At 70.6% G+C, this 25,361-nt stretch carries 23 protein-coding genes; 10 read left to right on the forward strand and 13 right to left on the reverse strand.

From position 1 onward, the window contains the following. Nucleotides 1-111 precede the first annotated feature (111 nt). Nucleotides 112-1,791, reverse strand: a complete 1,680-nt coding sequence (locus tag AB0M95_RS26640; RefSeq protein ID WP_363769906.1) for a DEAD/DEAH box helicase — start codon at nt 1,789-1,791, stop codon at nt 112-114. Between the two features lie 323 nt (nt 1,792-2,114). Further along, the gene (locus tag AB0M95_RS26645) at nt 2,115-2,435 is read right to left on the reverse strand and encodes a hypothetical protein (RefSeq protein WP_363769908.1); all 321 of its coding nucleotides are present in this window, start codon (nt 2,433-2,435) and stop codon (nt 2,115-2,117) included. 267 nt (nt 2,436-2,702) lie between these two features. Here AB0M95_RS26645 and AB0M95_RS26650 point away from each other — a divergent pair, with 267 nt between their 5' ends. Together AB0M95_RS26650 and AB0M95_RS26655 are read left to right on the forward strand one after the other, a co-directional pair. Beyond that, nucleotides 2,703-3,557: a helix-turn-helix transcriptional regulator gene (locus tag AB0M95_RS26650; RefSeq protein WP_363769911.1), complete on the forward strand. Its 855-nt coding sequence runs from the start codon at nt 2,703-2,705 to the stop codon at nt 3,555-3,557. Further along, complete coding sequence (locus AB0M95_RS26655) at nt 3,554-3,838, forward strand: DUF397 domain-containing protein (RefSeq protein WP_363769914.1); 285 nt, start codon at nt 3,554-3,556, stop codon at nt 3,836-3,838. The genes AB0M95_RS26650 and AB0M95_RS26655 overlap by 4 nt, the downstream gene beginning before the upstream one ends. A gap of 220 nt (nt 3,839-4,058) precedes the next feature. On the opposite strand, the gene AB0M95_RS26660 is transcribed toward AB0M95_RS26655, so the two are convergent. Continuing rightward, nucleotides 4,059-4,694: a TetR/AcrR family transcriptional regulator gene (locus AB0M95_RS26660; RefSeq protein WP_363769917.1), complete on the reverse strand. Its 636-nt coding sequence runs from the start codon at nt 4,692-4,694 to the stop codon at nt 4,059-4,061. Between the two features lie 391 nt (nt 4,695-5,085). On the opposite strand from AB0M95_RS26660, the gene AB0M95_RS26665 reads away from it, so the two are divergent. Both AB0M95_RS26665 and AB0M95_RS26670 read left to right on the forward strand, forming a co-directional pair. Beyond that, entirely contained in the window at nt 5,086-5,481 is a 396-nt protein-coding gene (locus AB0M95_RS26665) for an ankyrin repeat domain-containing protein (protein ID WP_363769919.1), read from the forward strand. A gap of 257 nt (nt 5,482-5,738) precedes the next feature. Then, nucleotides 5,739-6,401 carry an NAD(P)H-binding protein gene (locus AB0M95_RS26670; protein WP_363769922.1) on the forward strand — a complete coding sequence of 221 codons (663 nt, stop codon included), beginning with the start codon at nt 5,739-5,741 and terminating at the stop codon, nt 6,399-6,401. A 233-nt stretch (nt 6,402-6,634) separates the two neighbouring features. On the opposite strand, the gene AB0M95_RS26675 is transcribed toward AB0M95_RS26670, so the two are convergent. Beyond that, complete coding sequence (locus AB0M95_RS26675; protein ID WP_363769925.1) at nt 6,635-7,909, reverse strand: M14 family metallopeptidase; 1,275 nt, start codon at nt 7,907-7,909, stop codon at nt 6,635-6,637. A 248-nt stretch (nt 7,910-8,157) separates the two neighbouring features. Here AB0M95_RS26675 and mihF point away from each other — a divergent pair, with 248 nt between their 5' ends. Next, nucleotides 8,158-8,466 carry an integration host factor, actinobacterial type gene (gene mihF / locus AB0M95_RS26680; RefSeq protein ID WP_358521758.1) on the forward strand — a complete coding sequence of 103 codons (309 nt, stop codon included), beginning with the start codon at nt 8,158-8,160 and terminating at the stop codon, nt 8,464-8,466. 108 nt (nt 8,467-8,574) lie between these two features. Then, nucleotides 8,575-8,865 carry a hypothetical protein gene (locus tag AB0M95_RS26685; protein WP_363769928.1) on the forward strand — a complete coding sequence of 97 codons (291 nt, stop codon included), beginning with the start codon at nt 8,575-8,577 and terminating at the stop codon, nt 8,863-8,865. A 93-nt stretch (nt 8,866-8,958) separates the two neighbouring features. Here the strand turns inward: AB0M95_RS26685 and AB0M95_RS26690 are convergent, their stop codons facing one another. The 3 genes from AB0M95_RS26690 to AB0M95_RS26700 form a co-directional block, all read right to left on the reverse strand. After that, on the reverse strand, nt 8,959-9,795 hold the full coding sequence (locus tag AB0M95_RS26690; protein WP_363769931.1) for a hypothetical protein: 837 nt from the start codon (nt 9,793-9,795) through the stop codon (nt 8,959-8,961). A gap of 162 nt (nt 9,796-9,957) precedes the next feature. Next, nucleotides 9,958-10,938: a hypothetical protein gene (locus tag AB0M95_RS26695; RefSeq protein WP_363769934.1), complete on the reverse strand. Its 981-nt coding sequence runs from the start codon at nt 10,936-10,938 to the stop codon at nt 9,958-9,960. Nucleotides 10,939-11,305: 367 nt separating this feature from the next. Beyond that, the gene (locus AB0M95_RS26700) at nt 11,306-13,150 is read right to left on the reverse strand and encodes a long-chain fatty acid--CoA ligase (protein WP_363770069.1); all 1,845 of its coding nucleotides are present in this window, start codon (nt 13,148-13,150) and stop codon (nt 11,306-11,308) included. 334 nt (nt 13,151-13,484) lie between these two features. On the opposite strand from AB0M95_RS26700, the gene AB0M95_RS26705 reads away from it, so the two are divergent. Then, the gene (locus tag AB0M95_RS26705) at nt 13,485-14,966 is read left to right on the forward strand and encodes an oligopeptide:H+ symporter (RefSeq protein WP_363769937.1); all 1,482 of its coding nucleotides are present in this window, start codon (nt 13,485-13,487) and stop codon (nt 14,964-14,966) included. 3 nt (nt 14,967-14,969) lie between these two features. Here the strand turns inward: AB0M95_RS26705 and AB0M95_RS26710 are convergent, their stop codons facing one another. Beyond that, nucleotides 14,970-16,412, reverse strand: a complete 1,443-nt coding sequence (locus tag AB0M95_RS26710; protein WP_363769940.1) for a PLP-dependent aminotransferase family protein — start codon at nt 16,410-16,412, stop codon at nt 14,970-14,972. A 64-nt stretch (nt 16,413-16,476) separates the two neighbouring features. On the opposite strand from AB0M95_RS26710, the gene AB0M95_RS26715 reads away from it, so the two are divergent. Beyond that, entirely contained in the window at nt 16,477-17,103 is a 627-nt protein-coding gene (locus AB0M95_RS26715) for a hypothetical protein (protein WP_363769942.1), read from the forward strand. Nucleotides 17,104-17,149: 46 nt separating this feature from the next. Next, nucleotides 17,150-18,958, forward strand: a complete 1,809-nt coding sequence (locus AB0M95_RS26720; protein ID WP_363769945.1) for a glycoside hydrolase family 15 protein — start codon at nt 17,150-17,152, stop codon at nt 18,956-18,958. A gap of 28 nt (nt 18,959-18,986) precedes the next feature. Here the strand turns inward: AB0M95_RS26720 and AB0M95_RS26725 are convergent, their stop codons facing one another. Together AB0M95_RS26725 and AB0M95_RS26730 are read right to left on the reverse strand one after the other, a co-directional pair. Further along, nucleotides 18,987-19,892 (reverse strand): hypothetical protein, encoded by a 906-nt coding sequence (locus AB0M95_RS26725; protein ID WP_358521778.1) that lies wholly within the window; start codon nt 19,890-19,892, stop codon nt 18,987-18,989. Between the two features lie 41 nt (nt 19,893-19,933). Continuing rightward, nucleotides 19,934-20,860, reverse strand: coding sequence for an LD-carboxypeptidase (locus AB0M95_RS26730; RefSeq protein ID WP_363769949.1), 927 nt, complete (start codon nt 20,858-20,860; stop codon nt 19,934-19,936). Between the two features lie 161 nt (nt 20,861-21,021). Between AB0M95_RS26730 and AB0M95_RS26735 the strand changes: the two genes are divergently transcribed. After that, entirely contained in the window at nt 21,022-21,921 is a 900-nt protein-coding gene (locus AB0M95_RS26735; RefSeq protein WP_363769952.1) for a sulfotransferase, read from the forward strand. A gap of 22 nt (nt 21,922-21,943) precedes the next feature. Here AB0M95_RS26735 and AB0M95_RS26740 read toward each other — a convergent pair whose 3' ends face one another. The 3 genes from AB0M95_RS26740 to AB0M95_RS26750 form a co-directional block, all read right to left on the reverse strand. Beyond that, nucleotides 21,944-23,818 (reverse strand): ABC transporter ATP-binding protein, encoded by a 1,875-nt coding sequence (locus AB0M95_RS26740; RefSeq protein ID WP_363769955.1) that lies wholly within the window; start codon nt 23,816-23,818, stop codon nt 21,944-21,946. A gap of 195 nt (nt 23,819-24,013) precedes the next feature. Continuing rightward, complete coding sequence (locus AB0M95_RS26745) at nt 24,014-24,793, reverse strand: enoyl-CoA hydratase/isomerase family protein (RefSeq protein ID WP_363770072.1); 780 nt, start codon at nt 24,791-24,793, stop codon at nt 24,014-24,016. A 292-nt stretch (nt 24,794-25,085) separates the two neighbouring features. Next, the gene (locus AB0M95_RS26750) at nt 25,086-25,301 is read right to left on the reverse strand and encodes a helix-turn-helix domain-containing protein (protein ID WP_093173121.1); all 216 of its coding nucleotides are present in this window, start codon (nt 25,299-25,301) and stop codon (nt 25,086-25,088) included. Between the last annotated feature and the right edge of the window lie 60 nt (nt 25,302-25,361).

A 25,361-nucleotide genomic window follows, 5' to 3' on the forward strand; every position in this document is an offset into this window, starting at 1 on the left:
GCCCACCGGGCACGACCGAGCGAGCACGGTCCGGCGGGTACGACCGGCACGACCGGGCACGGCCGGGCGGGCACCTGTCGGCGAGGAGGACGGGGACGGCGGGCGGGGCGGTCAGCGGGCCGGGAACCGCTCCCGGCGGACGGTGACCTTCCTGCCCTTGATCGTGCTCTGCCGCAGGGAGGCGATGACGTCGTCGGCCGCCTGCTGCGGGACCTCCACCAGGGAGAACCGGTCGGCGATCTCGATCGCGCCGATGTCGCGGCCGCTCAGCCGCGACTCGTTGGCGATCGCGCCCACCAGATCCTGGGGCCGGACGCCCGCGCTGCGCCCCGCGCCGACGAAGATGCGGGTCATGCCGCTGGTGGGCACGCGCCCGCGCCGTTCGTCGCGCCCGCCCGGCTCGCGGCGGCCCCGGCCCTCGCGCTCGGGCCGCAGCGGGACCTCCGGGATCTCCTCCTCGTCGGCGGCGGCGCCGCTCGCCTCGTGCGCCAGCTTCACGGCCGCCATGGCGATCTCCATGACGTCGAACTCGTCGGCGAGGGTGTCGACCACGACCCGGAAATGCTCCAGGTCGTCCTCCAGGATGCTCTCCTCCAGCGCCGAACGGGTCAGCTCCAGCCGCCGGGCGCGCAGGTCGGCGACCGTCGGCACCTTCTCGACCACGATGCGGCTCTTGGTGACCCGCTCGATCGTCTTGAGCATGCGGTGCTCGCGCGGCTCGGCCAGCGTGATCGCCACGCCCTCGCGGCCGGCCCGCCCGACCCGGCCGATGCGGTGGACGTAGGACTCCGGCGCGGAGGGGACGTTGTAGTTGACGACGTGGGTGAGCTGCTCGATGTCCAGGCCGCGCGCCGCGACGTCGGTGGCCACCAGCAGGTCGGCGGTGCCGGCGCGCAGCCGCGCCATCACGCGGTCGCGCTGTTCCTGGCCCATGCCGCCGTGCAGCGCCTCGGCGCGGTAGCCGCGGCCGTTCATGGTCTCGGTGAGCTGGTCGACCTCTTCGCGGGTGCGGCAGAACACGATGGTGGCCTCGGGCGCCTCGACGTCCAGCACCCGCCCGAGCGCGGCGGGCTTGTGCGCCCGCGGCACGACGTAGGCGCTCTGGCGCACGCGCGGGGCCTCGCCGGGGGCGGTGGACTCGCGCTCGATCTGGATGCGCACCGGGTCCTTCAGGTGGGCGCGGGCGATCGAGTCGATGCGCGGGGGCATCGTGGCGGAGAACAGGACGGTCTGCCGCTCCCCGGGGGTCTCCTGGAGAATGGCCTCGATGTCGTCGGCGAACCCCATGTCGAGCATCTCGTCCGCCTCGTCGAGGACGACCATGCGCAGCGCGTCGAGCTGGAGCGTCTTGCGGCCGATGTGGTCCAGCGCTCGCCCGGGGGTGGCGACGACGACGTCCACGCCGCGCTGGAGCTCCCTGAGCTGCCGCCCGATCGGCTGGCCGCCGTAGATGGGCAGCACGCGGGCGCCGAGGTCGCGCCCGTAGCGATGGACGGCCTCCGACACCTGGACGGCCAGCTCGCGCGTCGGGACCAGCACCAGCGCGGTGGGCGCCGTGCCCTCGCCGCCCGGCGTCATGCGCTGGAGGATCGGCAGGGCGAAGGCGGCCGTCTTGCCGGTGCCCGTCGCGGCCTGGCCGAGCAGGTCGTGGCCGTCGAGCAGCGGCGGGATCGCCTCGCGCTGGATGGGCGTGGGCTCCTCGTACCCGAGGTCCAGCAACGCGCGCAGCAGCTCGGGCCGCAGCCCCAGGTCAGCGAAGGCCGTGGTGTCTTCGGTGGCGTCGGGGGTCATGATCGGGCTCCTCGGTAGGGGCGGACGCGCATGGTGGTCTCACACCATGGTCACGATGTTCCACTGTGGCGGCATGCTCGCCGTCCACCGGGTGCGCGCTCCGGCGCTCCGCTCCGCCCCCGGGATCTCGCCCGGCGTGCCCGGAGCCGCGCCTCCGCACTTGGGAGCGGTCCTTTCATGCCTACAGGAGAGGAAAGCTTACTTCACACGGCAGGAGCCGGGTTCCGGCGCGTTACGCCCAGACGCGTTCAGCGGTGTGCCCGCCACGGCCGGGCTGCCGGGCGGGCACGAGGAACCGGCGTGCTCCGGGCGGCGGCCGTGTCCTATCCGGCCTCCCCCAGCCAGACGCACTCGCATCCGAGCCGGGTCGCGGCGCGATGAGCGTTCTCCCACCGGCCGAGGCCATGTCCGCCCATCGACAGGGTCGTCGCGCCCCCTTGGGGCAGGACCATCCCCACGGCTATGACGCAGAGATCTATCTCCTCCTCCCCCTCATCCCTGACCAGCGCGAACACGCGAGGCAGCCCGCCTAGGAGCGCGTGAACCTCTTCCTTCCCGACCCCGAGGACCTCGTCCTCATCAGGGCCCTTCCCACCTCCGGCGGAGGTGGAGCCGTGATAGACAGTCGAGCGATCGGAATCCATGGAGTGCTCCATGCGAGCGCTTCCTTTCCGTCGAGGGCCGGGATGGGCATGTCGTCGCAAGCGAGACCACCCGGCCCTTACTGTTTCGGACCTTTACGCCACCCGCCGGCTAGTCGAAGGGCGGCCGGACACTGCACATCTTGCACACTTGGCGTGATCAGATGACCACGATGAGCTATCGTGGCATGCCAAGCGGTGCTCTACAAGTTGTGTGAGCCGTGAATGTGAGAGCTCCAACTGCGTGAAGGGTCGAGAAAGGATCGACACATGGCCGCTCCCAAGTGGGTCACCCTGCGAGCACAGTGGCTTGGGCAGCAACTTCGTGATCTACGTGAAGCGAACGGGCTCCTGCTGCGGGACGCGGCCGAGTATCTCCAGCGCGACCCGTCCACCGTCAGCCGCTTCGAAACGGGCGAATATCCGATCAGACGCCCTGACCTGCTCGCACTGCTCGGCCTCTACGGCCTGGCCGACAGCCGACGCCGCGACAACCTCATGAGACTCAGCCAGGACGTCTGGCAGAAGGGGTGGTGGGACGGATACGCCGAGGACGTCGCCGGATCCTTCATCGATTACGTGTGGCTGGAGTCCCGCGCCCGCCAGATCCGCGCCTTCGACAACACGCTATTGCTCGGGCTCTTCCAAACGGAGCAATACGCCCGTGCCGTGATCACCGCTGCGGAGTTCGATGCCGACCCGGACCAGATCGACAGATGGGTACAACTGCGCATGACGCGCCAGGCGATCCTGAAGAACGATGACGGGCCCCACGTCCTGGCGATCATAGATGAGGCGGTGCTTCATCGCAGGGTCCTGGGCCGGTCCGATCTGTCAAGGCAGTTCGAGCTCCTCGTCGAGTACTCCTCGCGGCCGAACATCGAGATACGGATACTGCCTTTCAGCGCTGGAGCACACGCCAGTCCGACCGGAGCGTTCCGCATCATCAGGATGGACGAGCGGTTCCCGGAGGTGGCCTATGCGGAGACGCCCAAAGGAGCAATCTATGTCGAGTCGCCAGATAACGAGCGCTTGATCCGGACGTACGATGAGCTACGCAGACTCACGCTCGACCCGCAGCGGTCGGCTGAGCTGATCTCCGCAATAGCAGAGGAGCTGCGGTGAACGAGGTGAACACACCCGGAGCGCCCAGGTCAGAGGATCTTGCGCGGGTTGCATGGCACATCAGCACCAAGAGCGAGAACGGCGGCGGGAGTTGTGTCGAGGCCGGGCCGCTGGCCGATGGCAGCGGCCGTGTCGCCGTCCGCCACAGCCATCACCCGAACGGGCAAGTGATCGTGTACAACCGGGCCGAGTGGACGGCCTTCATCGACGGCGTCAAGGCCGGTGAATTCGACTTCACCACCACATCGGCGGAAGATCGTCACCACGATCAGGTCACCTGATCGTCTATCTTGCTCCCTCGCTCCCTCGGTCTTGGAGCTGCGGCGCGGGGGCGAAAGCTGGCTTTTGTTGCGTTGTTGCGCGCGGAGTTGTTGTCATCGCACGCACCTACGCTTTCCCGTCCCGCGCGGCCGGTTCAACGGAGTCTCCGCCTCCTGACGACCTGAAATCAGTGACGGAGAAGGGCGGCGACAACTCCTGGCTGATCAAGCCGACAGCTGCTCATTGAGCAGGTCCGCGCAATCCGCCTTTTATCAGGGAGGTGAACGTCTCCGCGGCCTCCGCTTCGCTGCAGCCGCCGCGCACCATCAGGCCCGAGAGTGCTTCACCCGCGCCGACCAAGCCGGCACAGCGTCGTTGGAGCTCTGCCGAGGACAAGGCGCTGTGCGGCTCCAGAACTGTTGCGAACAACTGGACGGAGTCCTCGAGGAGTTCCTGGTACACGGCGTCCTTCTCCGCACTGCCCCCCAGCGCAGCTCCGACGGCATGCCATTCACCGCCCGTGTCGGCAGAGCACCGAACGTAGGCGGCCGCGAGGATCTCGGCGGTTTCATCGAGGCCCCGTTCCCCGGGGGTCAACGCGTTCCGCAGCGTGTTCTGCTGTTCTCTGTCGATCGACCTGTAGAGCTCGATCAACAGCTCCGACCGCGTACCGAAGTGATCGTAGGCGACTGGCTTGGAGACACCTGCGCGCGCGGCCAGACGCGCGAGGCTCAGCCGATCCACACCTTCCTCGCGGACGATCAGAAGCGCCGTTTCGAGCAGTTGGCGCCGTCGCTCCGCCTTGGAGAGTCGACGCGGAGCCGCCCCTCTGGCCCCACTTCGCATGTCACTCATCACCTCACGCTCGCTTGCCAACCTACGAAAGGTAGGTTAGCGTTGCGCCTTACCTACCAAAGGTAGGTTAGCGCGGTCTTGCCGCTAGGGGCCGCTTGGTCCGAGGTGAGGAGGTTCGGCCATAAGACCGGATCCCACGGTACTCGTCGGCGGTTCCGGCATCGTCGGTCGCTGAGCCGCACGATTTCCGCGCCACGAAGGGCAGCATCCGGGTCGTGCTTGGTGGCTGCCACCTCGTGGCCGGTCTCTAGCCGGCAATCCTTTCGTCCGTCAAGAGAATGGCGGCGGCGGTGCTGACCCGACGCCGGTCTCGAGGCCACGGTGCAGAAATCGCGCCGCTATACCCGCCACCGCGGCGAGCCGATGTCAACCAAGATCGTCATCGAACAGTCCCCTCTCGCCCGGCTCAAGCATGCCAACGAACCACAGCCGCGAGGGGTACACCGACATCGTGCGCGTGCTGCTCGACGCGGGTGCGGATCCTCGCCGGGTGATCGGGCTGATGAGGGGCACACCAGTGCACGACGCCAGCTACTTCGGGCATGCCGATGTCATTCGGGCGCTGACGGAGAAGCCCGGGCGTGCCGGGGCGCCGGCAGCTGAGATCGACGCGCAGGGCCCCTACAACGGCTTGACCGCACTGCACGACGCGGTCTGGCACGGGCATGTGGACGCGGCGCGAGCACTGATCGACGCCGGAGCCCGCCTCGACCTGAAGACGCATGCGGGCCTCACGCCCCGAGGTCTCGCCCTTCTCTATGGTTACGACGACCTGGCCGAGATCCTCGCCGAAGCCGAGCGGGAGTGATCCAACCCCTCGATCACCTCACGTGTTCAACTCGACGTACATCGTGACAAACGCGGTCGCTGGAAACTGAATACGTGAGGTGAGTGCGCAGAGGATGCCGCGAGGCCCCGGTCGAGTGCCGCCACCGCGTACTCACCGCTCGATGTCGTGAGCCTGCACGCGCGCACCTCGGCGGCCGGCCCGCGTCCGCACGCACAGCGAAGCCTTGCGCCATCCGCGACCACAGGCCCCGTTAGATCGCGAGAGGTAGGAAAGCCATGGACGTCTTCATCATCGGCATCACCGGACGAATCGGCCGCCTCCTTACCGGCAAGCTTCGCGACCGTGGCGACACGGTCAGCGGACTCGTTCGACGAAGTCGCGACGAAGCAGACTTCGCCGCGAGCGGCATCCGGACTTCTCTCGGCGACGTGAGCGTCATGACTCCGCAGGAACTCGCCACCGCCGCCGAAGGCGCCGACGTGATCGTCTACACCGCCGGGTCGAACGGCGGCGCGCGACACGTGACGGAAACGATCGACCGGGACGGAGTCGCCAAGGCCGCTGAAGCGGCGCACCTGGCCGGCGTGCGCCGCTTCACACTCGTGTCCGTCTTCCCGGAAGCATGGCGTGAACGCGACCTCCCCGAGGACGAGGAATACTACTTCGCGGCCAAGAAGGAAGCAGAAGTCTCGCTCACCCATAGCGACCTGGACTGGCTCATCCTCCGCCCTTCCCTCCTTACCGATGAGCCCGGAACCGGACACATCGCGATCGGCCCAGCCGAACTCCACGAGCAGATCAGCCGACACGACGTCGCGACCGCCCTGACACTCATCCTTCACGAACCGCGTATCAGCAGACAGATCCTCGAACTGAACGAGGGAGGCAGTCCCATCGAGACGGCGGTGGCTCGATGCATTCGCTCGCCGGCTCGCTGAACCAAGAGCGGCGGTTCCGAGCCGTGAGCGCCAGGCAGCCACCCACGACAGCTCGCTGGATACGGCTTCCTTGGAGACTGATTTCTTTGTCTCGCCCTACGAGTGCAGGGTTCCGGAAGGGCGTACCGGCGCGTGCGGCCGCCGCCTTTTGGGCGGCGGCCGCGCGCGCGTTCTAGATCTGTGTGACGAGTGGCGGCTGTCCCAGAGCCACCCGTTCACCTACAGCCGACGTCCTAGCAGTACTGGGCCTGCTTGCCGATGATGCGGTAGGGGCAGTCGGAGTACTCCAGGAGGCGCAGGACGGCCTCCTTGTTGCGGGTGGTCTGCGGGACGATCTGCTCGTCGGGCGGGTAGAAGCCCGGCGAGGAGCTCTTCGGGTACATCTCGAAGGTGTAGGTGAAGATCTTGTAGTTGCCCCACAGCCAGTCGTTGATGTCACCGTCGGTGATGTAGAGGTCGCTGGCCTGCTGCGGGGTGTAGCCGTTGGTGCTCGCCATGTTCTGGCCGAGCGCGGCGAGCGCGTCGTGGTCGTCCTGCGTCAGGCCGGCCGCCGTGTCGGCGTAGGTGTAGCCGTACGGCCACAGCACCAGCTCGGAGTAGGTGTGCCAGTCGATGTTGGTCTTGATCTGCTGGACGCCGCCGACGACCCGGCTGCGGACGAAGTCGGCGACGGCCTTGACCTCGGGGGCCGACTCGGCGGAGGTGCCGCGGTAGGTGTCGCTGGAGGGCGTGGGCGAGGAGCCGTTGCAGCAGCCCCAGCGGTAGGCCCAGTTGCGGTTCAGGTCGGTGCCGACGGCGGAGGAGCCGGAGTTCGGCTGCCGGTTCTTGCGCCAGGAGCGGTAGGAGCCGGTGGCGATGTCGTACTCGCCGCCGTCGGGGTTGAGGTCGGGCAGGATCCAGATCTCGCGGGTGTTGACGAGGTCGGTGATCCTGCTGTCGGTGCCGTAGCTGCTCGTGAACAGGTTGAGCAGGTAGATCGCCATCTCGACCGTCAGGTGCTCACGGGCGTGCTGGTGGGCGGTGAACAGCACCTCCGGCTCGTTCTCGTCGGTGCCGACGTTGTCGCTGATCTTGATCGCCATCAGGTCGCGGCCGCCGTAGGACGTGCCGATGCTGATCTTCCTGGCGATGGACGGGTAGCTCGCGACCACCTGGTTCACCAGCGCGGTCAGCTCGGCGTAGTTGTGGTACCCAGAGTCGGCCGGCGGGAAGTCCTGCGGGCGGGGCAGCACCGGGGACAACGGCCGCGGGAGCCGTCTCACCGTGAATCCCAGAGATTCGACCGCGCCGATCTCGGCCGCCGTGGCGGTGACCACGACCGAGTTCGCGGCCACCTCGTCGATGGCGGCGCCGGTCTGGGCGATGGCGGTCCGCTGCTGGGCCGTAATCGGCCCCTGTACCAGGTACTGGTAGTTGGCAGGCGGCTCCGCCGCGGCTCCGACCCCGGTGATGCCGCTGGTCAGCAGCAGTGCCAGGATCGCGAACCCGACGAATAGACGTCGTCTCACCTGTTCCTCCCTCAGGCGCGCATCGGAGGGTTTATCACGCGCCTTCACCGAGAGTCAGGCCAGCGGTCCGAAGTTTAAAGGCCCAAATTTCACGACTTGTACGACATGGCGGGCGGGTGCGAATCCAGCGCGATCGGGTGATCACCAGGGGAACCCATGATTAACGCGCGATGTGGGGGTAACACACCCCCGACCACAGCAACGGCCGGTCAGACGGCCCAGGACACGAACCACCTAGGAGACCCCCTATGGCCCTCCCCGTCCTCACCCCCGAGCAGCGTCAGGCCGCCCTCGTCAAGGCCACCGAGGCCCGTCAGGCGCGCGCCGCGCTCCTCACCCGCCTGAAGAACGGAGACCTCACCCTCGCCCAGCTCTTCGAGCGCGACGACGACACCGCCAAGAAGATCAAGGTTTCGCAGGCGCTGCGCGCGCTGTCCGGAATCGGCCCGACCAAGGCCGCGGCGCTCATGGAACGCGCGGGCGTGGACGAGAAGCGGCGCATCGGCGGCCTCGGCGTGCAGCAGCGCCGCAAGCTCGTCGAAGCCGTCTCCCCCTGACGCCCGCGCGGCCGGGTTTCCGCCTGGCCTCCGACAGGGGGCGTTCACCTCAAGGTCGCCAGCGCATAGTCTCCACATGACGAACATCGCTGCGGGAGGCGATCACCTTTGAGCAAGCTCACCGACGACGAGCGCGGGGACCTGGCCGACATCCTGGCCAGCCCCGAGCTGAACCACCCACGCGTGCACGCCGACCGCGAGGTGGGGCAGCAGCTCGCGGACTTCTTCCGCAGGGACATGCCCGACGTGGACGAAGTGGCGATCGGCCGCGTGTTCCTGCGCGCGGCGGTCACGATGACGCAGCTCGGCGACGCGGGGATGCCCGTCGACCAGATCGCGAACATCTTCACGCTGAGCGCCCTCGACCTGACCGCGCTGGAACTCGCGCGAGAGTCGTAGACCGGGCGGGCGCCGTGAAGGCCCGGAGACGCCGGAACGCCTGGCCCCGCGCGTGGCGGGGACCAGGCGTCCCGTTCGTTCGGACCTACGGGCTCAGCGGACGACCTTCACGTAGTCGCTCGCCGACGACCCGTACAGGCCGCGCGTACCCTTGAACACGACCTTCCACGTCCCTGACCAGTAGGCCGGGATCTTGGTGTAGAAGGTTCCGTCCGGGTTGGTCTCGATCGTGTCGACGTACTGCCACTTGCCACCGCGGGCCGGGTGGAAGTACACGTTGATCTTCTGCCAGCCGAGCCAGCGCCAGTTGCTCCAGCGGTAGTCGTCGCGGCAGCGGTCGCCGCCCACGACGAAGACGTCGCCGTCCCACCACCAGTCGTTGTGGCACCGGGCCGCCGAGAGCTTGCCCTCGAGGGTCAGCTTGCGGCCCTTCTTGACGGGGTTAGGGCTCGCGTCGAACCCTTCGATCCGCGTCGCGCGGGGGCCGCTGTACGGCGGCTTCGCCCTGTCGTGCTTGACGTAGAAGTACGCCTTGGCCTTCGCGACCTTGCCGTCCTTGCCCGTCGCCTCGACGTAGACGACCCAGTTCCCGTCCGGATCGTGCCGGTCGAGAACAATGGTCTTCTCCCACGTCTTCCATTCGCCGGAGGACGACTTCGCGGCCCCGGCGCAGGGGTTGCAGTAGGACTGCCCGCCCCGTCCCGTCGGCTCGAAGTCGAACTTCACGTCCTCGGCGTTCACGACCTGGACCGTGGCCGTGACCGCGACGTCATCGCCTCCACGGATGACCACCGGGTCGGGAGTCACCTTGATGGATTCGATGCTCACCGCGTCGCCCGGCGCTGTGTCGGCCAGCGCCGGCGCCGCCACCGTGAGCGCGGAGGCGCCCATGGCGGCCGCTACCAGTGCGGTAGCGATGCGTTTCATCATTGTTGGAACTTCCTCTCCCCGTAGAGAAAGGCATCCCAGGTGGGGGTGTGCCTACGTCATAGACGCTTTCAGGGGAGGAAAAGTTGCCAGATAATCTCCAGGAAATTATTACAAAATGGACACCTCACCAAAACAGCACACCACTAAGCGGGGCCTTTTGTCCTACTTTCTTGATATCTGTCGCGAAATGGTGGCACTACTGGCGTAATGCGGTGTTCCTGGGTAAATAGCCTGCCATACGCCGTGTGCCCGTCTCACTCGCCGCGAGAAACGCCCCTCGCGATTCGTGCGCGCTTCGGCGACGGTCCGCCACGTCCTCCCGCGGTGGCTCCTGAACCGCAGCGTGACGCGCTGCCCCGGGAACGACCAGTAGTCGAACCTGCCCGCCGGGTCGACCCGCATCAGCGTGCCCGACACCCGCGCCAGCCACGGGCGCTTGCGCACCGGGGTGACCCGCACCCCCGTGAGGACGGTCGCCTTCTTGAACAGGAAGGACGAGGACGCCGTCGACCGCGCCCCCCTCGCGTTCCTGGCGGTGGCGACGACCCGCCACCGGCCAGAGGGGTACCAGCGGGTGAGCCCCACCGGCGGGCCGAACCGCCACATCTCCCATCGCGCGGCGGCCCCGGGCGCCGGAACGCGGACGCCGCCCCGCCCCACGCCCACCCTCGCCGGCAGGCTCCGCCCCGCCAGGCCATGACGCTTCCCGGCGACGGGATGCTTACGGGCGGCGCGACGCTTCCCGGCGGCCTGATGCCTCCGGGCGGCGGAACGCTTCCGGGCGGCGGGACGCTTCGCCGCGGCGGGGCGCCGCGCGGGCTCCAGCCGCAGGGTCACCCCGTCCTTCCCCGAGGCCCCCTTGGCCACCACCTCGACGACCAGGCGCACCGCTCCCCGGGGCCGGGCCACCGGGCTCTTCGGGCGGACCCTCACCGACCGGATGACCGGCCGCTCCGGCCGCCGGGACGCCCCCGACGGGACCGGCGGCGCCGCCGGCACGGGCGAGACCGCGGGCGATCCGGGACGGGAGGACGGCGGGGGCGCGTGGACGTCCGTCCCGGCGAGGGACGCGGGCGCCTCGGCCAGGACCGTGAGCGCGACCAGCCCCGCCGCGGACGTGGTGAGCATTCGTCTCAAGGTCATGCGGTGGAGGCTTTCTGATTCGATTAGCGAATCGTAGTCATGTCGTGGCATGTTGTTGCCAACACGCCCGGCGCCCAGGCGACGTCGGGCACCCTCCCCGGTCAGGCCGTGCACGCCTGACCGGTCAGCGCCCGGGGGGACGTGCTCAACGGGCCGGCGGCTCCGGTTGCCGGCACCAGGGCACGAAGACGATCGGTGAATACCGGGCAGCTCGTTGTGCCTTGATTCTGTGTAACGCACACGATCGCTAAGCCAATCAGAGACGCTAGGCACCGGCCGGTAGGACACGCGCCCGCTCCGGTAAACACCCGCCCGGCGTCCCGGCGCCGCCGTCCGGGAGGGACGGCGGCCGCGCGGGCGGGCGGGCTCAGCCCTCGTACATCGCGTCGATGGCCTCGGCGTACTTGGCGTGGATGACCCGGCGCTTGAGCTTGAGGCTCGGCGTGAGCTCCGCGGTCTCCGTGGTCCACTCCACGGGCAGCAGGCGCCACCTCTTGACCTGCTGGACGCGGGCGAGTTTCTCGTTGGCCACGGCGACGGCCGCCTCGACCTCCTTGAGCACGTCGGGGTGCTCGGCGAGGTCGGCCAGGGTGGTGAACTCGACGCCCCGCCCGCGCGCCCAGACCGGGGCGACCTCGCCGTCCAGGGTGAGGATCGCGACGACGTACGGCTTGCGGTCGCCGTAGGCGAGGGCCTGGCCGATCAGCGGGTGTTCCTTGAGGTGGTTCTCGGTGTTGGCCGGGGAGATGTTCTCGCCTCCCGCGGTGATGATCAGCTCCTTCTTGCGGTCGAGGATACGGACGAAGCCGTCCTCGTCGATGGAGCCGACGTCGCCGGTGTGCAGCCAGCCGTCCTCGTCGACGAGCTCGGCGGTGGCCTCCGGCCGGTTGAGGTAGCCCGCGGTGTTGGCGGGGCTGCGCGTGATGATCTCGCCGTCCTCGGCGATGCGGACCTCGATGCCGGGGCCGGGGCGGCCGACCGCGCCGAGCTTGAACTCCGCGTCGCTGTTGGCGGTGAACGCGCCGCTGGTCTCGGTCATGCCGTAGACGTCGAGCACCTTGAGGCCGAGACCGGCGAAGAAGCGCTGCACCTCCAGCGGCATCGGAGCGGCGGCGGTGGCGAGCCAGCGGGCGTTCTCGAAGCCGATCATGGCGCGGATGATCGACAGCAGGGCGGCGTCGGCCCGCTCGTAGGCGGCGATGACCTCGGGGCTCGGCGTGCGGCCGTACTGCGTGGCCTCGATGTAGGCGAGCCCGGCGGCCATGGCGGCGCGGACCTGCTCCTGCTGCTCCGCGGGCTGGGTGGCGAGCAGCGCCTGCAGGCGGGCGTTCATCTTCTCCCAGACCCGGGGCACGCCGAAGAACAGCATCGGCTTGACCTGGCCGAGGACGGTGGCGAGCTGCGCCAGGTCGGTGCAGAAGTGGATGTGGGAGACCTTGAACAGCGGCAGGTACAGGCTGAGCACGCGCTCGGCGATGTGGGCGTAGGTGAGATAGGAGATCTGCGCGCCGCGCTCGGGCACGCCGGTCACGCGGTCGGTGGCCACGACCTCGTAGAAGATGTTGGTGTGGGTGAGGGGCACGCCCTTAGGGTTGCCGGTGGTGCCGGAGGTGTAGAGCACGCTGAGCACGTCCTCGGCGGTGACGGCGTCCGCGCGCGCCTCCGCGGCGGCGGGGTCTTCGGCCAGGGCGCGCTCGCCGAGGGCGAGGAAGTCGTCCCAGCTCATGAACGGCTCGCCCTCGGGGGCGTCCTCCAGGAGGATGACCTTGAGCACGTCCGGGAGCTCGCCGAGGATCGGCCGCCAGCGGTCGAGGTCGGCGGCGCCGCCGAGGACGACGATCCTGGCGCCGACGTCCTTGGCGACGAAGGCGACCTGTTCGGGGGCGAAGGTCGAGTAGACCGAGCAGGCCCTGCCGCCGGCGTGGACGGCGCCGAGGTCGGCGAGCACGTGCTCGCTGCGGTTGACCATCATGAGCGCCACGGCCTCGCCGGGGCCGAGGCCGAGGGCGGCGAACCCGGCGGCGATGGCCAGCACGCGGTGGCGGGCCTCGCCGTAGGTCAGCGTGGTCCAGCCGCCGCCGTCGGCGGGGTCGGAGTAGGCCGGCGCGTCGGGGAAGCGCTCGGCCGTGAGCTTGAGCTGTCGGCAGATGGTGTGCCCGGCGATCTCCGACTCGATCTCGGAACGTTCCGCCAGGACTCGGGGGTCGGCCATGTCGCGCCTCCAGAGAATGCCCATGAGCACGGGTGGCATGCATCGCACCACAGGGCGTTCACGGTAGACAAGTCCCCGTAAGGGAGAAGAAACGCGGCGTTGCCCGTGCCGTCGCACGAGGGCGGCGGGCATGATCACCCAGAGTGATCGGATGCCGGTCGAGACCGATCGGATGACGGACGGCAAGCGGGCATATTTGTGTAGTTAGCACTTTTTCGGATATTCAGGACATTTAGTGCATCTGGTCGGATACCTTCCGGGGTCCGTCCGGGCACGCGATCATCCGGTCCACGGGGGGACCGGGGACACCTGAGCGGAACGGGGGCGTACCGGCATGTCCGTAGAGGCCGGCCAGCGCGCGGAGGAAAAGACGATCTTCGGTCATCCACGCGGCATCATCACGCTGTTCATGACCGAGATGTGGGAGCGCTTCAGCTTCTACGGGCTGCGCGCGATCCTGTTCTTCTTCCTTGTCGCCACCGTGGCCGGCGGCGGGCTCGGCCTGCCCAAGACCACCGCGACGGCCGTGGTGGGCGTCTACGGCGCGCTGGTGTACCTGCTCGCGCTGCCCGGAGGCTGGATCGCCGACCGGGTGCTCGGCGCGCGCAGGGCGGTGCTCGCCGGCGGCTCGGTCATCATGCTCGGGCACATCTGCATGGCCGTCCCGATCGAGGGCTCCACGCTGGTGTGGCTCGGCCTCGCCCTGATCGTCGCCGGGACCGGGCTGCTCAAGCCCAACATCTCGACGATGGTCGGCCGGCTCTACCCCGAGGGCGAAAACGCGCGGCGCGACGCGGGCTTCTCCATCTTCTACCTGGGCATCAACCTCGGCGCGTTCGCCGCGCCCTACGTCGTCAGCAACCTGGCCAAGGACGAACGCTGGCACCTCGGCTTCGGCGCCGCCGCCGTGGGCATGGCGTTCGGCCTCGCCCAGTACGTGATCGGCGGCCGGCACCTGCGGGGCGTCGGCGACGAGCCGGGGCACCGCCTCACCCCCGAGGAGGGCCGCCGCTTCGGCACCCTCGCCGTGACCGGCCTCGCCACCGCGGCCCTCGCGATCGGCCTGTGGGCGATGTCCGGCACGCTCACCGTCGACCGGTTCACGGTGGCCCTCACCGTGCTCACGATCCTGATCCCGGTCGGCTACTTCGCCTACATCCTGCTCGGCAGCCACAACCTGACCTCCGGCGAGCGGTCGAAGATGAAGGCGTACATCTGGCTGTTCGCCGCCGCCGCGGTCTTCTGGATGATCTACGATCTGGCGCCGACCGTGCTCAACGACTTCGCCGCGACCAGGACCGACCTCAGCCTGTTCGGCCACTCCATCACGGCCGCCACCACGCAGTCGTTCAACCCGCTGCTCATCCTGATCTTCGTGCCGATCTTCGCGGGCCTGTGGGTGCGGCTCGGCGACCGCGTGGGGGCGGCGCAGAAGTTCGCCGCCGGGCTGTTCATGATCGGCGTGAGCTTCGTGGTGATGGCCTTCGCGGCCCACCTGGCGCAGTTCGGGAAGATCTCGGTGTGGTGGCTGTTCCTGGTGTACCTGATCCAGGTGTTCGGCGAGCTGTCGCTCAGCCCCGTGGGCCTGTCGGTGACCACCGAGCTGGCCCCGCACGCGTTCCGCAGCCAGATGCTCGGCGTCTGGTTCCTGTCGTTCGCCGTCGGCGACGCGATCGGGGGCCAGACGGCGCGGCTGCTCCAGTACATGTCCCAGCCCGCCTACTTCGCCACGCTGGCCGCCATCGCCGTGATCGCCGCGGTGGTGCTGCTGGGGTTCTCCCACCGGCTGCGCGTGCTGATGGGCGAGGTCCGGTAGCCCTCACAGCGTGGGCGTCAGCGGGGCGGCCGGCGCCGGGCAGGGGACGGCGCCCGCGCCGAGGGCCCGCGCCGCGGCCAGGCGGCGGGCCGCGCCGGCGAGCGGCCCCGGCGGCAGGGTGTACGGGAGGCGCAGGTAGCGCTCCAGCGTGCCGTCCACGCCGAACCACGGGCCCGGGGCGAGCCGGATGCCGTGCAGCGCGGCGGCGTCGGCCAGGGGCGTGGCCACGGGGGCGTCCAGCCGCACCCACAGCGACGCGCCGCCCGCGGGCAACCTGAAGCGCCACTCGGGGACCTCCGCCCGCAGGACCTCGGCCAGGGCCGCGCGCGAGGCGCGCAGGGTACGGCGCCGCTCGGCCCTCGTCTCCTCGATGCGCTCGAACAGGTGGGTCACGACGAGCTGCTCGAACAGCGGGGCGGCGATGTCCACCGAGGCGCGCGTCACCGCCAGGCGGCGCACCAGCGCGGCCGTGCCGCGGATCCAGCCGATCCGCAGGCCGCCCCACCACAGCTTGGAGGCCGACCCGATGCTGATCACGCGGCCGTCGGTGTCGAAGGCCGCCGCCGGGGAGGTGTGCGGCACCTCGTCGATCGCCATCTCCGCCCAGCTCTCGTCCACCATCAGCGTCGCGTCGTACCGGCGCGCCGCCCCGGCCAGCGCCGCGCGGTCGGCGTCGGGCATCAGCAGGCCGGTCGGGTTCTGGAAGTCGGGGATGACGTAGGCCAGGCGGGCCGATGACTGGCGGATGGCCGAGGTCACGAGGTCCATGCTCAGGCCGTCGTCCTGCACGCCGACGGGGACCAGACGGGCGCCCCGGTTGCGGGCCGCGTCCAGCGCGTGCGGGTAGGTCGGCGACTCGACCAGGACGGGGTCGCCGGGCCCGGCCAGCAGCGCCGTCACCAGGTGGATGCCGTGCTGCGCCCCGAGGGTGACGAGGATCTGGTCGGGCCGGGTGGCCAGGCCCCGGGCGATGTACCGGGCGGCGATGGCCTCGCGCAGCGGCCGGATGCCCATCGGGTCGTAGCCGCTGCCGAGGGCGTAGCGCGGGTAGGCGTCGGTGGCGGCGGCGATGGCCTCGGGGAGCAGGGCGGTGGCGGCCGGGGCCGCGGAGTGCAGCGGCAGCAGGCCGTCGTCGTCGGAGGCCATCCAGGGGTTCTCGGCGCCGAGCGCGCCGGGGTCGGGCAGCGCCGTCCAGCTTCCCGCGCCCTGGCGGCTCTCCAGGTAGCCCTGCTCGCGCAGCCGGTCGTAGGCGGCGGTGACGGTGGTGCGGCTGACGCCGAGCGCCTCGGCCAGGTGGCGCTCGGCGGGCATGCGCACCCGGGTGGGCAGGCGCCCGTCGAGCATCAGCGTGCGGACGGCCCGTGCCAGGGCCTGGTAGTACGGCCGGGCGCCGCCGGGCAGGTCGACCAGTCTGGCCAGTTGTGGCCCGCTCAGATAGCGATCCATAAGGCCACTTTCTCGGATTGGCCCTTTATGAGCAAGCCAATCGGCGCGGACCATTACCAGCATTATGAGCGAACTCTCCCTCCCTCACCTGGGCTCGCTGCCCAACCGCCTGCTCCGCCTGTACGCCGGGCTGGCCCTCTACGGCGCCGGGATCGGCCTGCAGGTCGAGTCCGGGCTCGGCAACGGTCCGTGGGACGTCTTCCACCAGGGCCTGTCCGTGCGGACCGGCTGGTCGATCGGGACCTGGATCATCCTCGTCGGCGCGATCGTGATGGTCTTCTGGATCCCGCTGCGGCAGCGGCCGGGCATCGGGACCGTCAGCAACATCGTCTTCGTCGGCCTGTTCGCCGACCTGACCCTGTGGCTGGCCCCCACCCCGGACCTTGTGGTCGTGCGCTGGGCGTACCTGCCGGCCGCCGTCGTGTGCGTCGCCGCCGCAACCGGGCTGTACATCGGCGCCGGCATGGGCCCCGGCCCCCGCGACGGGCTGATGACCGGCCTGCACCGGCTCGGGCTGTCGATCCGCGCCGCGCGCACGATCATCGAGCTCACCGTGCTCGCGGCCGGCTGGCTGCTCGGCGGGACGGTCGGCGTCGGGACCATCGTGTTCGCGGTGACGATCGGCCCGCTCACGCAGTTCTTCATGCCCCGGATGCGCCCCCGGCCGCGGCCTGAACCCTACGCCGCCTGAGGAACCGCGACGCGCGCCCGCCCCCCGCGCGTACTAGCGTGACGACATGCGGATCGAGGACTACGCCATCATCGGCGACATGCAGTCGGCGGCCCTCGTCGGACGGGACGGCTCGGTCGACTGGCTGTGCCTGCCCCGTTTCGACTCCCCCTCGTGCTTCTCCTCCCTGCTCGGCGACGAAGGCAACGGGCACTGGTGGATCGGCCCGGCGGGCACGCGGCGCCGGCTCAGCACACGCCGGCGCTACCGCCACAACACGCTGATCCTCGAGACCGAGTGGGACACCGAGGGCGGCACGGTCCGCGTGACCGACTTCATGCCGCCCCGGCAGGCCAACCCCGACCTGGTGCGGATCGTCGAGTGCCTGACGGGCACCGTCGAGATGGCCACGCAGATCCGCATCCGCTTCGACTACGGGCGCATCGTCCCGTGGGTGCGCCGCAGCGACGGCCTGCTCCAGGCCATCGGCGGCCCCGACTCGGCCTGGCTGCACTCGCCGGTGCCGCTGCAGGGCGGCGACTACGCCCACCGGGCGACGTTCCGCATGTCGGCGGGCGACCGGCTGCCGTTCGTGTTCACCTGGCACCCCTCCCACTCCCCCAAGCCGCAGGACATCGACCCGATCGCCGAGCTCGCCGAGACCGAGGCGATCTGGACCGAGTGGGCGTCCCAGTGGGACCCGGGCGCCGAGACCCGCTGGCACGACGCGGTGATCCGCTCGCTGATCACCCTCAAGGCGCTGACCTACGCCCCCACCGGCGGCATCGTCGCCGCGCCGACCACATCCCTGCCCGAGGACCTCGGCGGCGTCCGCAACTGGGACTACCGCTACTGCTGGCTGCGCGACGCCACCATGACGCTCGACGCGCTGATCTACGCGGGCTACGTCGAGGAGGCCCGCGACTGGCGCGAGTGGCTGCTGCGCGCCATCGCCGGCCGCCCCCAGGACCTGCAGATCATGTACGGCGTCGCGGGCGAGCGGCGGCTCCCGGAGATGGAGCTGCCCTGGCTGGAGGGCTACGAGGAGTCCCGACCGGTGCGCATCGGCAACGCCGCCGTCGACCAGCTCCAGCTCGACGTCTACGGCGAGGTGATCAACTGCCTCTACGTGTCCCGGGCGTCGGGGCTGCCCGCCATATCGCGCACGTGGGCCATCCAGCGGACGCTGATGGACTTCCTGGAGTCCCACTGGGACGAGCCGGACGAGGGCCTCTGGGAGGTGCGGGGGCCGAGGCGGCACTTCGTCCACTCCAAGGTCATGGCGTGGGTCGCCGCCGACCGGTCGATCCGGCAGATCGAGCGGTTCGGCCAGACCGGGCCCGCCGACCGCTGGCGCGCGCTGCGCGAGCGCATCCACTCCGAGGTCATGGAGAAGGGCTTCGACGCCGACCGCAACACCTTCACCCAGTCGTACGGCTCCCGGGAGCTGGACGCCTCGCTGCTGCTGATCCCGCAGACCGGGTTCCTGCCCGCCCGCGACCCCCGCGTGATCGGCACCATCGAGGCCGTCGAGCGCGAGCTGATGTCGGAGGGCTTCGTGCTGCGCTACCCGCTCGCCCAGCGCAACTCCGTGGACGGCATCACCGGCGGGGAGGGCGCGTTCCTGGCGTGCAGCTTCTGGCTGGCCGAGGCGCGGGCCATGATCGGCAGGCGCCATGAGGCCGTCGAGCTGTTCGAGAGGCTGCTGTCCCTGCGCAACGACGTGGGGCTGCTGGCCGAAGAGTACGACCCCCGCTACGGGCGGCTGGTCGGCAACTTCCCGCAGGCGTTCAGCCACGTCCCGCTGATCCACGCCGCGCACACCCTGTCCCAGCCCGAGGGCGCCCCCTCCCGCCACCACGCCTACATCGGCTAGCCGTATCGACCAAGCGGCCGGGCGGGGGTCAGCGGCCCTTGGCGAGGTCGGCGAGCAGCCGGGCGAACTCGGGCGGCGGGGCGACGACCAGGCGGCGCAGGCCGTCCTGCTCCACCAGCTCGGCCTGGATCCGGGTCAGCCGGCCGTCCTTCCACCAGTAGACGTGCGGGCTGAGGCCGTCGTCGCGCGAGCGGTACTCCCGGTGGGCGAGCAGCCACAGGCGTTCGATCGCGCGCATCACCGACAGCCCGCCGATCGGGTGGACGATCATCTCGCCGGGGCGCGGCAGCGCGACCATCAGGCCGTCGGAGGACACGAGCAGGTAGTCCTCGATGCGGCGCAGGTGCACGGCGGCGCCGGAATGGGAGCCCGACATGACCCAGGCGGGCGTCCCGTCGAGGTCGACGCGCTCGGAGGTCAGCCTCTCGTCGGCGAGCACGTTGCCCGCCGCCAGGTCGAGCGCCTCGGCCGGGGTGATCGGCCAGCAGAACGCCTCCTCGGGGCGCACCGGGCGGCCGTAGACGGTGAGGACCTCCACCAGGTCCGAGCCGATGTGCCGGCCGATCAGCCGGGACGGGTCGTCCTCCAGGTCGTCGGCGAGGACGACGCGCGTGCGCAGCAGCGGCCGGACGCGGGGCAGGTCGCACACGTCGGGCATGTCGTCGGACCTGGCCACCGTGCGCGACAGGTGGCCGGCGACCAGCGTGGGCCAGTCCTCACGGGGACGGCGCCCTGCCTCGCGGCGCAGCCCGGTCAGGCGGACGGTGATCCGCCGGGGCCCGGACAGCATGAGGGCGGAGCCGTCGGGCGCGAACTCCCAGGCGTACCCCATATCGTCGGCGACGAGCGCGAGCAGCGAGTCGAGATCCACGTCTTCGCTCGCGCGCCCCCGCGCGCCGCCACGCCGGTCGCGGTACCGCCTGAACAAGCCCACACGAGGCTCCCAACTACCGCCGTCATCCCCCGGACCAGCGACTACATTGCCGTGGCCGGGTCGCGGAACAGGCAAGTCAAAGAGCACGATTCTGCATCAATAACCGCTTCCGCCCCCATCCAGGCGGTGAACTGTGGTGTCCCGTGGCCGATCGGCAGGCCGGCGATCATGGGCACCCCCAGCGGGGCCAGCCGCTCGACGAGCGCGGGCATCGGGTCCCCGCAGTCCACCCAGGAGCCGAGGACGACGCCGGCGGCGCCGTCCAGGCACCCGGCCTGGACGAGCTGGGTCAGCATGCGGTCGACGCGGTACGGCTCCTCCCCGACGTCCTCCAGCAGGACGATGCGCCCCTGGGCGCGCAGCGCGTACGGGGTTCCGCACAGGGCCGCCAGCAGCGACAGGTTGCCGCCGGTGAGCGTGCCCTCCGCGCGGCCGGGGACGATCACGCGGTCGCCGGTGATCGGGCCGGGCGCCTCGGTCTCGAACAGCGACGCGAGCAGGTGGTCGAGCGACGTCCGGTCGGGCCCCTCGGGGTCGCCCAGGGTCTCGCAGGCGGGCATCGGCCCGAAGCAGCTCGCCACACCGAGGCGGACGGCGAACGCCTGGTGCAGGGCCGTGATGTCGCTGGACCCGAGCAGGATCTTCGGGCGCGCCGCCTCCATCGCGGGCCAGTCGAGCAGGTCGAGCAGGCGGGTGGCGCCGTAGCCGCCCCGCGCGCAGACGACCGCGCGGAAGGACGGGTCGCACCAGGCCTCCTGCAGGTCGGCCGCCCGGCCGGCGTCCGAGCCCGCGAGGTACCCGCGCCGGTGCATCACCCTCGGCATGACGACGACGTCCAGGCCGGCCTCGGTGAGCGCCTGGCGGCCCCGGGCCAGGCGGACCGGGTCGACGGGCCCCGAGGGCGCGACGACGGCCACCCGGTCCCCCGGCCGCAGCCGGGACGGGATCCACAGGCGCCTGCCGCTCACCGGTCCGCCCCCAGGCCCGGTCCGGCGGCGGCGTCATGCCGCGAATCAGCGGATATGCCCGCCATGGTGAATACTCTTACCCAGGTGACGCCATATACCACCGAGAGGCGGGGCGTAGCCGGTTCGTTCACCTCGCAAAGGGTGTCAGACTGTCCTCACTTATGCGACCCCCGCCCCACATTCTCGTGGTCAACGGCATCAAGGTCCACAGACCGGTGTTCGTGCTGGGCGCCCCGCACTCCGGCGCGGACCTGCTCGCCCGTGCCCTGAAACGCTCGCCGGGGTTCCACGTCACGATCGGCCGCGCGTCCGTCGCCCACGTCGTCCACGCGTTCGCGCGACGGCCGTCGATCATGCGCAGGAAGGGCGGCGGCGCGGTGCGGGTGCTGCGCGACGCGCTCGCCGAGGCCTGGCAGATCGTCCCCGGGGCCTGCGCCGAGTGCCCGGCGGCCTGCCGGGAGGCCGGGGCCGTCACCGGGGCGGGGCCGTGCGCCTCCCCCGGCGCCGTCGTGCGGTTCGGCGACGCCAACCCCGACCTGCTCTACAGCGCCCCCGTGCTGATGCAGGCCTTCCCCGACGCCCGCTTCGTCCAGTTCATCCGGGACGGCAGGGACGTCGCCGCCGACATGCTCGCCGACCGCGCGTCCATGGCGTGGGCGCGCCCGGGCACGCTCAGCGACGAGACCGAGTTCCCCAACCCGTTCCTCGGGGTCAACGCGGGAGAGCACCGCGACAAGTGGTCCCGCATGGACCCGGCCGGCAAGTGCGCCCTGCGCTGGCGCAGCGCCGTCCGCCTGAGCGCCGCGCTGCGCCAGGAACTGCCCCGCGACCAGCTGCTCACGGTCCGGTACGAGGACATGGCCGCCTCCCCCGCCGAGACGATCGCCACGGTGTCGGAGTTCCTGGAGTCCCGGGTCTCGACGGTGGCCCTGTACGGCACGGCGGCCCCGCGGGTCGGCGCGTGGCGCACCGCGCTAGAGCCGCGGCAGGCGGCGCTGGTGGAGAAGGTCGCCAAGGACGAGCTGGTGCGGCTCGGCTACCTGGAGCCGGCGTCCACCTGACCGGCACCCGTCCGAGGGATGCTCACCTCTGGTGCTCGAACTGGGTGCGGTACAGCTCGGCGTAGGCGCCGCCCTGGGCGAGCAGGTCGTCGTGACGGCCCCGCTCGACCACCCGGCCGTCCTGGACGACCAGGATCGTGTCGGCCTCGCGGATCGTCGACAGCCGGTGCGCGATCACCAGGGACGTCCGGCCGGCCAGCGCGGTCTTCAGCGCCCGCTGGACCGCGGCCTCGGACTCGGAGTCCAGGTGCGCCGTGGCCTCGTCCAGCACGACCACGTCCGGCGCCTTCAGCAGGAGCCTGGCCAGCGCCACCCGCTGCTTCTCGCCGCCGGAGAGCCGGTAGCCCCGGTCGCCGACGACGGTGTCCAGGCCCTCGGGCAACGACTCGATCAGCTCGCCGATCTGCGCGGCGTGCAGTGCCTCCCAGATCTCCTCGTCGGTGGTGCCCGGCCGGGCGTACCGCAGGTTGGCGCCGATGGTGTCGTGGAACAGGTGGGCGTCCTGCATCACGACGCCGACCGTCTCGCGCAGCGAGGCCAGCGTGGCGTCGCGCACGTCGACGCCGTTGACCCGCACCGCGCCGCCGGTCACGTCGTACAGCCGGGAGACCAGCGAGGTGATCGTGGTCTTGCCCGCGCCGGAGTGCCCCACCAGCGCGATCAGCTCGCCGGGCGCGGCGGTGAAGCTCACGCCCTTGAGCACCTCCTGGCCGGGCCCGGTGTCGGGGCGGGCCACCGACTCCAGCGAGGCCAGCGAGACCTCCTCGGCCGAGGGGTACTGGAAGCGGACGTCGTCGAACTCGATCGTGACCGGTCCCTGCGGCAGCGGCCGGGCGCCGGGGCTCTCGGCCACCATCGGCCGCAGGTCCAGCACCTCGAAGACGCGGTCGAAACTGACCAGCGCGGTCATGATGTCGACGTGGACGTTGGACAGGCTGGTCAGCGGCCCGTACAGGCGCATGAGCATCGCCGCGAGCGCGACCAGCGTGCCGATCGGGAAGGCGCCGTCGACCACCAGGACACCGCCCGCGCCGTACACCAGGGCGGTGGCGAGCGCGGCGACCAGGCCGAGGGCGACCCGGAACACCGTGCCGTACATGCCGACCGTGATGCCGACGTCGCGCACCCGCCCGGCGCGCTCGCCGAAGTGCGCGGCCTCGTCCTCGGGCCGGCCGTACAGCTTGGCGACCATGGCGCCGGCGACGTTGAACCGCTCGGTCATCACCGAGCTCATCTCGGCGTCGAGTTGCATCTGCTCGCGGGTCAGCCCGGACATGCGGCGCCCCACCCAGCGGGCGGGGAAGATGAAGACCGGCAGCAGGACGAGCGCGACCAGCGTCACCTGCCACGACAGCAGCAGCATCGCGCCGAGCACCATGATCAGGCTCACGACGTTGGAGACGACGGCCGACAGGGTGCTGGTCAGCGCGCGCTGGGCGCCGATGACGTCGCTGTTCAGCCGTGAGACGAGGGCGCCGGTCTGGGCGCGCATGAAGAACGCCACCGGCATGCGCTGCACGTGGTCGAAGACCTCGGTGCGCAGGTCGTAGATCAGGCCCTCGCCGATGCGCGAGGAGAACCACCGCTGCACCAGCCCGAGCCCGGCGTCCACCACGGCGAGGCCCGCGATCATGAGCGACAGCCAGATCACGATGTCGGTGCGGCGCGGGACGATGCCCTGGTCGATGATCGCTTTCAGCAGCAGCGGGTTGGCGATCACGATCGCCGCGTCGAGCACGACGAGCACCAGGAAGGCGGCGATGTGCCGGCGGTAGGGCCTGGCGTACCGGGCGATGCGCGGCACGGTGCCCGGCGTCAGCCGCTCCTTGGTCACGGAGCTGTCCCGCCGCAGGGACCGCATCACTTGGGGGCTGTATCCCCCGCCCAGCATCGACATCGTGCTTCTTCGCCGGTCCTCTCCACGTTCGCCCGTCTTCTCCTTCGGCGAAGCGCGCGTCCCGGTCGCGCCATTCCCCGATCAGCCCGGATCAGCTCACGGCGAACGATCATCGCAGGGAGTCCGGCCGCCGGGCGCCCCGGGTCAGGCGGGGGCCCCGCTGTTCCTCTCCGCCGCTCACGGCGGCCTCACCACCTACCGCTCCGGTGCGGCGGATCCCGCGGCGGGCGCGGCGAACAGCGCCCGCACACGCGCCACCTGCTCGGCGCGCTCGGCCGCGGCCTGCTCCTCCAGCGAGCGGCCCGGCGCGTCCCGCAGCAGCCGTTTGGTCGCCGCGGCGGCGGCCCTGTCGGTCGCGAGCAGGGCGGACGCGAGCTTCGCCGTGGCCGCCTCCAGTTCCTCGCGCGGGACCACCTGCTCGGCGAGACCGAGCCTCAGCGCCTCCCCGGCCTCGACGACGCGGGCGGTGAGGCAGATCTCCACGGCTCTGGCCACGCCCACGAGGTCGACCAGCGGCTTGGTGCCGGTGAGGTCGGGGACGAGCCCGAGCGCGGGCTCCTTCATGCAGAATCTGGCGTCGTCCGCGAGGATCCGCAGGTCGCAGGACAGGGCCAGTTGGAATCCGGCCCCGATCGCGTGTCCCTGAACCGCCGCGATCGACACGATGTCCGGCCGGCGCAACCATAGGAACCCCTGCTGGGCCCCCTGGATCCGCCGTTCGAACGCCTCGGAGTCGAGCGCGGCCACGGACGCGAACGAGCCCTGCCCCGGCACCCCCTCCGGAGTGAGCATTCGCAGGTCTATGCCCGCTGAGAAGGACGGCCCCTCGCCTCTGACCACGACGACACGCACGTGCCCGGGCAGCGTACTGCCGATCCGGGCCAGGGCCGACCAGGTGGCGAACGTCTGAGCGTTCCGCTTGTCCGGCCGGTCCAATGTGATCGTCGCGATCTCGCCGTCCACCTCGAAGCGCATGCCGATCTCCGCGAGTTCCTCGCTGCCGAGGGCCCTGTCAGCCTCGCCGCGCACATCATCCGAGCGACTCCGCGCTCCGTTCGTGCCCGGTCCGGCGCCCTCGCCCGCCGAGATCGCCGCCGCACTCCCCCCAACCGTCGCTTCCGGCATCGCTCGCTCCGTTCGTGAAGTCGCGGCCCCACCACGTCCGGCCCCGGTGATGGCTCCAGAATCGGATTCTACCGGTGGGCGCGGATCGGCCACGGACGAACAGGACGAGCGGTTGCGGTCGCGCGTTCCGAGGCGGCCGCTTCTAGCGCTTCGACTTACCCCGGGTGGCCCCGCCGCGCCCGCGCAGAGTCACGCCGGACTCGCTGAGGATGCGGTGGATGAACCCGTACGACCTGCCGGTGGAAGCGGCAAGCGCGCGGATGCTCTCACCCGCGGCGTAGCGCTTCTTAAGATCGGCGGCCAGCTTCTCACGGTCGGCCCCGGTCACCCGGGTGCCCTTCTTCAGAGTCTCGGCCACGAGTACCTCCTGTAGTGCCAGACTTCCGCAGCGTTACTCACGCCATGATCAGTCATTTCA

This window comes from Sphaerisporangium sp. NPDC051017, from assembly GCF_040683095.1.
Lineage (GTDB): Bacteria > Actinomycetota > Actinomycetes > Streptosporangiales > Streptosporangiaceae > Sphaerisporangium.

Excerpts from the sequence above, each read along its gene's own strand:
- AB0M95_RS26740 (WP_363769955.1), bottom strand. The coding sequence starts at position 23,818 with ATGTCGATGCTGGGCGGGGGATACAGCCCCCAAGTGATGCGGTCCCTG.
- AB0M95_RS26665 (WP_363769919.1), top strand. The coding sequence starts at position 5,086 with ATGCCAACGAACCACAGCCGCGAGGGGTACACCGACATCGTGCGCGTG.
- AB0M95_RS26720 (WP_363769945.1), top strand. The coding sequence starts at position 17,150 with ATGCGGATCGAGGACTACGCCATCATCGGCGACATGCAGTCGGCGGCC.
- AB0M95_RS26705 (WP_363769937.1), top strand. The coding sequence starts at position 13,485 with ATGTCCGTAGAGGCCGGCCAGCGCGCGGAGGAAAAGACGATCTTCGGT.
- mihF (WP_358521758.1), top strand. The coding sequence starts at position 8,158 with ATGGCCCTCCCCGTCCTCACCCCCGAGCAGCGTCAGGCCGCCCTCGTC.
- AB0M95_RS26745 (WP_363770072.1), bottom strand. The coding sequence starts at position 24,793 with ATGCGCTTCGAGGTGGACGGCGAGATCGCGACGATCACATTGGACCGG.
- AB0M95_RS26650 (WP_363769911.1), top strand. The coding sequence starts at position 2,703 with ATGGCCGCTCCCAAGTGGGTCACCCTGCGAGCACAGTGGCTTGGGCAG.
- AB0M95_RS26690 (WP_363769931.1), bottom strand. The coding sequence starts at position 9,795 with ATGATGAAACGCATCGCTACCGCACTGGTAGCGGCCGCCATGGGCGCC.
- AB0M95_RS26640 (WP_363769906.1), bottom strand. The coding sequence starts at position 1,791 with ATGACCCCCGACGCCACCGAAGACACCACGGCCTTCGCTGACCTGGGG.
- AB0M95_RS26710 (WP_363769940.1), bottom strand. The coding sequence starts at position 16,412 with ATGGATCGCTATCTGAGCGGGCCACAACTGGCCAGACTGGTCGACCTG.
- AB0M95_RS26670 (WP_363769922.1), top strand. The coding sequence starts at position 5,739 with ATGGACGTCTTCATCATCGGCATCACCGGACGAATCGGCCGCCTCCTT.
- AB0M95_RS26700 (WP_363770069.1), bottom strand. The coding sequence starts at position 13,150 with ATGGCCGACCCCCGAGTCCTGGCGGAACGTTCCGAGATCGAGTCGGAG.
- AB0M95_RS26645 (WP_363769908.1), bottom strand. The coding sequence starts at position 2,435 with ATGGATTCCGATCGCTCGACTGTCTATCACGGCTCCACCTCCGCCGGA.
- AB0M95_RS26735 (WP_363769952.1), top strand. The coding sequence starts at position 21,022 with ATGCGACCCCCGCCCCACATTCTCGTGGTCAACGGCATCAAGGTCCAC.
- AB0M95_RS26715 (WP_363769942.1), top strand. The coding sequence starts at position 16,477 with ATGAGCGAACTCTCCCTCCCTCACCTGGGCTCGCTGCCCAACCGCCTG.
- AB0M95_RS26695 (WP_363769934.1), bottom strand. The coding sequence starts at position 10,938 with ATGACCTTGAGACGAATGCTCACCACGTCCGCGGCGGGGCTGGTCGCG.